The 9,118-nt window shown below is 47.4% G+C and carries 7 protein-coding genes; 1 reads left to right on the forward strand and 6 read right to left on the reverse strand.

Annotated elements, in window-relative coordinates; genetic code table 11:
• The 3 genes from ACTXGO_RS06900 to ACTXGO_RS06910 all read right to left on the reverse strand — a co-directional run.
• Positions 1-1,130 (reverse strand): APC family permease (locus ACTXGO_RS06900; RefSeq protein ID WP_443573810.1); only part of this gene is annotated, 1,130 nt, incomplete at its 3' end.
• Between the two features lie 284 nt (positions 1,131-1,414).
• Positions 1,415-2,671, reverse strand: coding sequence for a 4-aminobutyrate--2-oxoglutarate transaminase (gene gabT / locus ACTXGO_RS06905; RefSeq protein WP_317198784.1), 1,257 nt, complete (start codon positions 2,669-2,671; stop codon positions 1,415-1,417).
• Between the two features lie 103 nt (positions 2,672-2,774).
• A complete protein-coding gene (locus ACTXGO_RS06910) occupies positions 2,775-4,241 on the reverse strand; it encodes an NAD-dependent succinate-semialdehyde dehydrogenase (RefSeq protein ID WP_435949238.1) in 1,467 nt (488 codons plus the stop codon).
• Positions 4,242-4,554: 313 nt separating this feature from the next.
• Here ACTXGO_RS06910 and ACTXGO_RS06915 point away from each other — a divergent pair, with 313 nt between their 5' ends.
• On the forward strand, positions 4,555-5,319 hold the full coding sequence (locus ACTXGO_RS06915; protein ID WP_443573813.1) for an IclR family transcriptional regulator: 765 nt from the start codon (positions 4,555-4,557) through the stop codon (positions 5,317-5,319).
• A gap of 44 nt (positions 5,320-5,363) precedes the next feature.
• Here ACTXGO_RS06915 and ACTXGO_RS06920 read toward each other — a convergent pair whose 3' ends face one another.
• From ACTXGO_RS06920 to ACTXGO_RS06930, 3 genes are all read right to left on the reverse strand, one after another.
• The gene (locus ACTXGO_RS06920) at positions 5,364-6,419 is read right to left on the reverse strand and encodes a histone deacetylase family protein (RefSeq protein WP_435949239.1); all 1,056 of its coding nucleotides are present in this window, start codon (positions 6,417-6,419) and stop codon (positions 5,364-5,366) included.
• A gap of 31 nt (positions 6,420-6,450) precedes the next feature.
• Entirely contained in the window at positions 6,451-7,701 is a 1,251-nt protein-coding gene (locus ACTXGO_RS06925; protein ID WP_435949240.1) for a CaiB/BaiF CoA transferase family protein, read from the reverse strand.
• A 140-nt stretch (positions 7,702-7,841) separates the two neighbouring features.
• On the reverse strand, positions 7,842-9,044 hold the full coding sequence (locus tag ACTXGO_RS06930; RefSeq protein WP_443573815.1) for an acyl-CoA dehydrogenase: 1,203 nt from the start codon (positions 9,042-9,044) through the stop codon (positions 7,842-7,844).
• Positions 9,045-9,118: the final 74 nt, after the last annotated feature.

Below are 9,118 nucleotides of genomic sequence, written 5' to 3' on the forward strand. Positions count from 1 at the left end.
AAGGCGACTAAGGTGTAGGCAATGACAACGCCAAAACCACCTGCGGTCACAATCCAAACCAGCATTTTGCGACCAAATAGCGGCGCAAGTGTTGCAAGTCCACCAATCAACAAGATCGCATTGATAGGAGTGTTATGCTTAGGGTGCAGTTTACCCAAAAACGCAGGGAGCATGTGTGTTTTTGACATCGCATAAAGCAGGCGACTACCCCCGATCAAGAAGGCGTTCCAGCTTGACATGATACCCAGTACGCCGCCGATGACCAATAACACTCCAGCCCATTTACCACTCCATGCCGTTTCCATCGCATCAGCGGTACCTAACGTAGAGGTTTCAGCTAGCGCTAATGGCAAGGTGACGCCCACGCTCCAAATAACAGCGATATACCAAATGACCGCAACGATCAAGGAGACAATCAAGAATTTACCAATGTTAGGACGAGTTAAGTCCATCTCTTCTGCAGCCTGCGGGATGACGTCAAAACCCACAAACATAAAGGGTACCATGACAATAACTGCCATAATACCGCCAATACCACCAACAAACGCAGGTGACAATTGAGCAGTACTATTCTCAGGCGTAAACAACACTGCGCCAATGAACAATAACACACCAACGATCAAAATACCTGCTACGGCGGTCTTTTGGAACCAAGCACTCACCTCTAGACCACGCGTATTGAGCCATGTGACTAAAATAGAGCCTGCCATACCGACACCTGCCCACGTCGCATAAACATCCCAACCTGCCACATTCCACAGATAACCCTGATTATAATTGGGTATGAGGTATTCTACGACCGTCGGTAGCGCCACCGCTTCAAAGGCGACGACCGATAAATAGCCAAAGAGCATACTCCATGAGCAAATAAAGGAGACGTTGACCCCAAGTGCCCTATGCGTATACGTATGCTCCCCGCCTGTAATCGGCATGGAGGAGCATAGCTCGGCATAAGTGACTCCGATCATGACGACCGCAATACCACCGATCAAAAACGCAGTAATCGCGCCCCAAGTCCCTGCTGAAACCACCCAGCCGCTGGCTAAAACGACCCAGCCCCAACCGACCATGGCCCCGAATGCTAGGGCGATAATATCGACCACCCCTAGCGATTTTTTCATTGCAGACATAGTGTGCTCCTTGTCCGTATGTCATCCTTGATAATAAAACGACAGCGTGTGCTGGCGTACTCTCGATATGTCTTTTGTGTTAACTGTTTTTCATTACTGCTTATGAATCTTGCTTTTCACAAAAATAAAAGCGCCTTATCGTGCAAGGCGCTTTTGCTAAGTTTAGTACTAGGACATCAATCCTAAAAGCAACCTTGAATCGCAAATCAGATACTGCAAGCGGTTATCTTAATTATTGGTCAACATATATTAACTAATATAACGTAATTTGTTATATTTATATATTAAGATTTTAAAATATTACCAATAATGTCGAGTCCTTCTTGCAAGACCTCATCTTCAACGGTGAGCGGCACCATCACGCGAATCGCATTGCCATGCATACCACAAGAGGCGAGTAATAAGCCATGCTCAAACGCTTTGGCTTTTAGAGTGGCAGTCGCTTCAGCATCAGGTTTGCCGTCACTATCGATCAGCTCAAAGGCAAGCATCGCGCCTTTGTGGCGAATATGACCAATACTACTTAGGTTCAAACCCTTGACATAAGCCGCTATCTTGTCACCGATTTGGATACTACGCTCAAGTAGGTTTTCCTCTTCGATGACCTCAAGTACCGCCAATGCTGCCGCGACAGCGATAGGGTTACCTGCATAAGTACCACCAAGACCGCCAATTTGCGGGGCATTCATGATGTCCGCGCGTCCTATGACGGCTGATATGGGGTAACCGCCTGCCAAACTCTTGGCGCTAGTCATCAGATCAGGCTCAACACCTAGCTGCTCGGTGGCAAATAAAGTACCCGTTCTGGCAAAGCCGCACTGTACCTCATCAAAAATCAACACGATGCCGTACTCATCACAGATAGCTCGCAATGCTTTGGCAAAGGATGGCGTCACTTGGTGAAAACCGCCCTCGCCCTGTACCGGCTCAATGATCATTGCCGCCACTTCAGTAGGATCGATATCAGCTTGAAAGATCATATCTAAGCTATGCAGTGCTTGCTCTTCTGTGACGTTAAGCTCTTCTGCTGGAAACAGTGCATGAAACACAGGACCTGGCATTGGACCAAAATTCTTTTTGTAAGGGATGACTTTACCCGTCAGGCTCATGCACATTAGCGTACGACCATGCCAGCCGCCGACGAATGAGATAACCCCTGGACGACCTGTTTTAGCGCGAGCAATCTTGATACAGTTCTCAACCGCTTCTGCACCAGTCGTCAAAAAGAACGCGCGCTTTTCACCGCTAATCGGTGCTTTTTCGCATAACTTTTCGGCGAGATCGACATAGATCTCGTAGTTGATCATTTGCGCGGCAGTATGGGTGAATTTATCGACCTGCTCATGGACGCGCTGGGTAATCTTTGGATGGCTGTGACCTGTGTTTAGTACTGAGATACCGCCGACAAAATCGATATAGCGATTGTCTTCTACATCCCAAACTTCAGCGTTTTTGGCACGCGCGGCAAACACAGGAAAGGCGACGCCAAGTCCAGTTGGCAAAACCGCTTTGCGGCGTGCAAGTATATCTTTATTAGTCATATTAGTAGTCGTGGTCATGAGACTTGTCCTTTTATTAGCACTCATTAGATTTTATGGTTTTAACTTTTCGCTCTTAGCGTTTTTATATGCTGTCAAGCTGGTACTAGCTAACATCAGAGCACCAGTATTTGGTAACGACGTACTCATCGATACCGTATTTTGAGCCTTCACGGCCAAAGCCTGACTGTTTGACGCCGCCAAAGGGCGCGACTTCTGTGGAGATTAGACCCGTATTGTGACCGACGATGCCGTACTCTAGACCTTCGGTGACGCGCCATGCACGGGCAAAATCTGAGCTATAAAAATAAGCAGCTAAGCCGTAGATAGTGTCATTGGCCAAGCGTATAGCTTCGCTCTCATCACTAAAGGTAAAAATAGTAGCGATGGGGCCGAAGATCTCCTCGGTAGCGATATCCATGTCCGTGTTTAGATCGGTGACCACAGTTGGGTTATAGCTTAGCCTTGATGCCTCATTGGTGCTACCGCCTGTGATAAGCGTCGCGCCTTTGTCCAAAGCGTCCTTGAGTAGCGCTTGGACTTTCTCTAGTGCTTTTTTGTTGATTAGTGGCCCAATATCAACGCCTTCGCTCATGCCATCCCCGACGTTAAGCTCAGCGACCTTTTTGACAAAGACCTCTAAGAATTTGTCTTTAATGCTATCTTGTACATAAACGCGATTGGCGCAGACACAGGTTTGACCGGCGTTACGGAATTTGGAGGCGATAAGACCATCAGCCGCCTTTTCTAAATCGGCATCATCAAAGACGATAAATGGCGCGTTACCGCCTAGCTCTAGTGAGAGCTTTTTGATAGTAGGCGCACACTGAGCCATCAAAGTACGACCGACCTCGGTTGAGCCTGTGAATGAGAGCTTATGAATACGGGCGTCCCCTGTTAGAATGTTACCGATGACCGATGATTTGCCCGTGACCACTTGAATGACGCCTGCAGGAATACCAGCTTGCTCTGCCAAGACGCCTAGCGCTAATGCTGAAAATGGGGTTTCGGTTGCAGGTTTGATAATCATAGTGCAGCCCGCAGCTAAAGCAGGCGCAGCTTTACGAGTGATCATCGCCGCTGGAAAGTTCCAAGGGGTGATCGCTGCGCACACACCAACGGGCTGCTTGAGAACAACGTAACGCAGTGATGTTTTGGTGGCTGGAATGACATCGCCATAGACGCGCTTGCCTTCCTCAGCGAACCAGCGGATAAAGCTATTAGCATAGCCGATCTCGCCGCGCGACTCAGTGAGCGGCTTGCCTTGTTCAGCGGTCATCAAGATCGCAAGATCTTCTTTGTTATCATCGATGAGGTCTGCCCATCTTTGCAATAGATCAAAACGCTCTTGCGGGGTTTTGGCTGCCCACTCTACTTGTGCCTTATGAGCATATTCAACCGCTGCATTGACGTCCTCGCTCGTCAGACTTGGCACATGACCGATGACATTACCATTAAAAGGGTTCGTAACGTCGATCGTCTCAGCATCACTTGCCGCATGCCAGCCGTCTTTGATTAAGCACTGTTGTTTGAGTAGCTCTGGATTCGATAACGAAAATGAAGTATCTGACATAGTAACGCTCCCTGTTAATGATAAATGTGATGACTAGCAAACTATATTCAAAAACTTATTTTTTTTAAAACTTGTATTGAATGTTATAGAGTACTTATAGTCATAATTAGTGATTGCTAAGACTTTTATTGTTCAATATACTGAACAACTATTCTATATATGAGACATCATTATAGGAACGATAGGATAACTTTTGCAACCCCTATTACCACTTTCGTTGCCACATAAATGTTTGCTCGAAAAGCTTTATTGATAACCCTTTATTATCATTTAATTCTACTTGTTATTATTTACCTTTATTTATAGGTCACTTATGAGCACGATTGCCGTCCCTGCATTAGATAAAACCTTTCAGATACTAGATTTGATTACCGCAAGCACCCAGCCCTTGAGCGCCGCTCATATTGCCAAAGAATTAAGCCTGCCGCGCAGCTCAACTCATAATATTTTGCAAAGCTTGCTAGCCAAGCACGTCATCTATAAAGACGCAGACAATCGCTTTCATCTGGGGTCATACCTTTTGTATTGGGCTGGTAAATACGAGCAGCAGCAAGGTATCATCCAGCTTTTTAAAGACTTGATCATGCACTATCCAATACTGCTTCAGCATACGGTGACTTTATCGAAACTTGATATGAGTGAGGTGGTGTTTTTGGCCTGTCATGAAGCGCCAGCGCCGCTGGGCTTTACCTTTCGCGCAGGCGTACGAGTGCCAGCGGTATTCTCGGCAACAGGCAAAGCCATGCTCTCAACCTTGCCTATGCATCAAGTCAAGTCGCTCTATGAAGACGGTTTACCAAAGGCCATTACTCCTAATAGCGTCGATAACTTTGCTCGGTTGTCCGATGAGTTCACCGCCATTCATAGTAGCCGGATCTCTTTGGATGACGGTCAGCTGCGTGATGGCATGTACTGCTTAGGGACGTACATACGTAACGCGGCAGGCAACGCGGTCGCAGGCATGGCAGTGAGCTTTTTACAAGTGGAGTACGACGCCAAACGCGAAGAGGTCAGCGCCGTATTAATTGGACTAGCCGAGCAGATCGAGCAGCGCTTGGGCTTTTTGCCTAATCGCTAATAATCAATGGTGAACAGGTATTAGCAAATGGTTAACAACCTTTTTTAATCACTCGCGCGGCTTTCTATTAACCCTGATAAGAACGCATTTAGATTATCATCCAGCTTTTGAATATAATAACCGCCCTCGACCAAGACGATGATAGGCTTATTTAGCGCCATCATCTTTTGTGCCAAGATTTTGAAACCCTCAGTGCTGACTGAACACCTTGCTTCTGGATCGTCTTTGTAAACATCAAAGCCCAATACGTGTACGATAACGTCAGGATTGAAAAGTTCTACCGCTGCAATAGACTGATCAACATAGTCAAAAAAGCCTGCCTCATCAGTACCGTGCGGCATCGGAAAGTTGATGTTGTAGCCTGTGCCCGCGCCTCTACCTCTCTCAAACTCGTGCCCAGTAATCGCAGGATAAAAGTTGATCGGACTGCCATGTACTGAGGTATAAAGCACATCGCTGCGATCATAAAATATCTCTTGGATACCCTGACCATGATGCATGTCGGTGTCGATGATGGCTATCTTTGAGTACTTTTGGCGCAGATGTTCGGCGATGATGGCAGCGTTATTTAGATAACAAAATCCACCAGCAGCGCTTTTACGCGCGTGATGACCGGGCGGACGTGAGAAGCACAACTGCATGTCACTGTCACCGCTATCATCGCTTAGTAGCGCATCAGCTGCTGTCAACGCGGTTTGCGCCGACCAGTAGATAGACGTCCACGAATGCTCGCTAATAGGCGCACTATCATCAGCTTGGTACTTAGCAGCCTTAGCCATGATACCCAAACCAGGATTATCATAAGGCACAAATATCCCTGTCTGTACTTGCGGCCCTAAATCCTCCTCTACTGCCATCCACTCGCTATAGCCGTTTTTGAGGAACTCAACATAACCAAAATCATGTACCGCGAGTATCGGCGTCATGCCTAAATCTCTAGCAGTGGTTACGCTTAGTCCCAGCGCTTTTGGCGCTTTGAGTAGCTCGGTCATACGCTCTGGTATCTCTAAAGGCTCATGCATTTTGCCATAAGAATAATACGGCAGTGGCCGGTGCAGACTGAGATTGTCGTGGCTGTATATTTTCATTTTATTTTTCATACTAAGCATTCCTTTGTCTAAAATTCATTGTTTATACAATTCCATCGGCGCGCAGCTTAGCGATAGTGTCGGTGTCATAACCCAAATCAGCAAGCGTACTATCGGTATGCTCGCTCAAACGCGGCGGCGGCGTACGATAACTGACGGGCGACTCGGATAATTTAATCGGATTGCCCAGCGCTCGTACGGGACTGCCCTGCGCTGCAAAATCGACAATCATACCGCGCGCCTGTGCTTGCGGCGTAGCTAGCGCTTCACTAACGTTGTTAATCGGACCACAGGGTATGCCTGCTTGATTTAAGGCATCTAACCAATAATCACGTGGCTTTTCTGCGAACTTAACTACCAGCTCGTCACATAATACCTTGCGGTTTTTGACGCGAGCGGGATTAGTGGTAAAACGGCTATCGGTATGCCAGTCCATATCCATAAGCTCACATAGCTTGGCAAATTGGCTATCATTACCACACGCTAAGATAAAGTGCTGATCGCTCTCGCCTGCGAACACTTGATAAGGGACAATATTGGGATGCTGGTTGCCAAGTCTTGGCGGCACTTCGCCTGATGCTAGATGATTCATGCCGACATTGGCAAGCATAGCAAGGGCGCTGTCGAGTAGCGCCACATCAACGTGCTGACCGCGACCTGTCCGCTGGCGTGCTATGAGCGCGGCTTGAATACCGATAGTCAGCTGCAAGCCTGCAAACAAATCAACGACGGCCACGCCAACCTTGTGCGGCTGACCATCACTAGGTCCTGTGATGCTCATCAGTCCTGATTGACCTTGAATAATATAGTCGTAACCTGGGCGCTTAGCATCAGGACCCGTCTGCCCAAAGCCTGTCAATGAGGCGTAGATCAAACGCGGGTGTTGCTCCTTGAGGCTGTCGTAATCTAAGCCATACTTTTTGAGCCCGCCGACTTTAAAGTTTTCGACGACGATATCGCTATCGCTAATGAGCTGTCTGATAATCTCTTGACCCGCTTTAGTTGTAATATCGACAGTGAGTGATTTTTTATTGCGATTGATAGTTGCATAGTACGCAGAAGTGCCATCGCTAAAGGCAGGCGGCGCCCAGTGCCGAGTCTCGTCACCAATATCTGGACGCTCAATCTTAATCACCTCGCAGCCCAGATCTGCGAGAACCTGCGTACAAGATGGCCCTGCGAGCACTCTGGATAAATCTAAGACCTTTATCCCTTGTAAGGCGCCTTGATTATCCTTGTTAATCGTATCGTTATTATTTTGAACCTTGGCATCTTTTATATATATATCATCCATAATAGTCTCCTTATCTCGAAACGTTCTGCGGTGCTGTTTTCGAATAATTAAATAAAACTAAAAAACGCACGCGACCATTAAGCCTTGAGTAGCCAAACAGTAACGTGCGTCATTATTTTTAAATCGTGCTTTTTAGTGTATTAAAAAAAAGCTTGAATACCCGTCTGTGCACGGCCTAGGATCAGTGCATGAATATCATGCGTACCCTCATAGGTATTGACCGCTTCTAAGTTCATCACGTGACGAATGATATGATACTCATCAGAGATACCGTTACCACCATGCATATCACGGGCAACGCGGGCGATATCAAGCGCTTTGCCGCAGTTGTTACGTTTAATGAGTGATATCATCTCAGGCGCGGCGTTGTGCTCATCCATCAAGCGGCCGACACGTAGAGCGGCTTGCAAACCAAGCGCAATCTCTGTTTGCATGTTAGCAAGCTTCAATTGCACCAATTGCGTCGCCGCTAATGGACGACCGAATTGCTTACGATCAAGGGTGTATTGACGCGCCGCTTTCCAGCAAAAATCAGCTGCGCCCATAGAACCCCATGCGATACCGTAACGCGCTTTATTCAAGCAGCCAAAGGGACCGCTTAAGCCGCGAATATCTGGGAAGGCGTTGGCTTCTGGGACGAATACTTTGTCCATGACGATCTCACCGGTGATAGACGCACGCAGGGAGAATTTGCCTTCAATCTTCGGCGCTGATAGACCTTTCATACCCTTATCTAAGATAAAGCCGCGAATCTTTTCTTCGTCATCTTTTGCCCAGACGACAAATACATCAGCAATAGGACTATTGGTGATCCACATCTTGCTACCAGTGAGCTCATAACCGCCATCAACAGCGCGTGCACGCGTCGACATAGAAGCAGGATCTGAGCCTGAATCAGGCTCTGTTAGACCAAAGCAGCCGACATACTCACCTGAGGCCAGCTTTGGCAGATACTTTTCTCTTTGCTCTTCGGTACCGTACTCATGTATCGGATGCATCACAAGACTTGACTGGACACTCATCGCTGAGCGATATCCTGAATCTACCGCTTCGATCTCTTTAGCGATTAAGCCATAAGCGACGCTAGATAATCCTGCACAGCCATATCCTTCGATCGTTACGCCAAGCAGTCCCATTTCACCCATTTGACGCATAATATTGCGATCAAAGTTCTCATTGCGATTGGCCTCTAGGATGCCAGGCATCAGCTCTTTTTGAAAAAACTGACGCGCGCTGTCAGTGACCATGCGCTCTTCGTCAGTTAACTGATCACGAAGTAAAAACGGATCTTCCCAATCAAAGCTTGGGCTAGCATTGGTGCGGGTGTTGGTAATAGGTGCCATGTCGTGCTCCTTGACGTGCGGTTTGGTTGAATCGCTCAATCTTGTCAAACAAATTAAATACTATACTTGACGTT

It is taken from the genome of Psychrobacter sp. T6-1, from assembly GCF_052258445.1.

What these genes read in the sequence shown, in the direction of transcription:
- gabT (WP_317198784.1), bottom strand. Translation starts at nt 2,671, where the DNA reads ATGACTAATAAAGATATACTTGCACGCCGCAAAGCGGTTTTGCCAACT.
- ACTXGO_RS06910 (WP_435949238.1), bottom strand. Translation starts at nt 4,241, where the DNA reads ATGTCAGATACTTCATTTTCGTTATCGAATCCAGAGCTACTCAAACAA.
- ACTXGO_RS06915 (WP_443573813.1), top strand. Translation starts at nt 4,555, where the DNA reads ATGAGCACGATTGCCGTCCCTGCATTAGATAAAACCTTTCAGATACTA.
- ACTXGO_RS06920 (WP_435949239.1), bottom strand. Translation starts at nt 6,419, where the DNA reads ATGAAAAATAAAATGAAAATATACAGCCACGACAATCTCAGTCTGCAC.
- ACTXGO_RS06925 (WP_435949240.1), bottom strand. Translation starts at nt 7,701, where the DNA reads ATGGATGATATATATATAAAAGATGCCAAGGTTCAAAATAATAACGAT.
- ACTXGO_RS06930 (WP_443573815.1), bottom strand. Translation starts at nt 9,044, where the DNA reads ATGGCACCTATTACCAACACCCGCACCAATGCTAGCCCAAGCTTTGAT.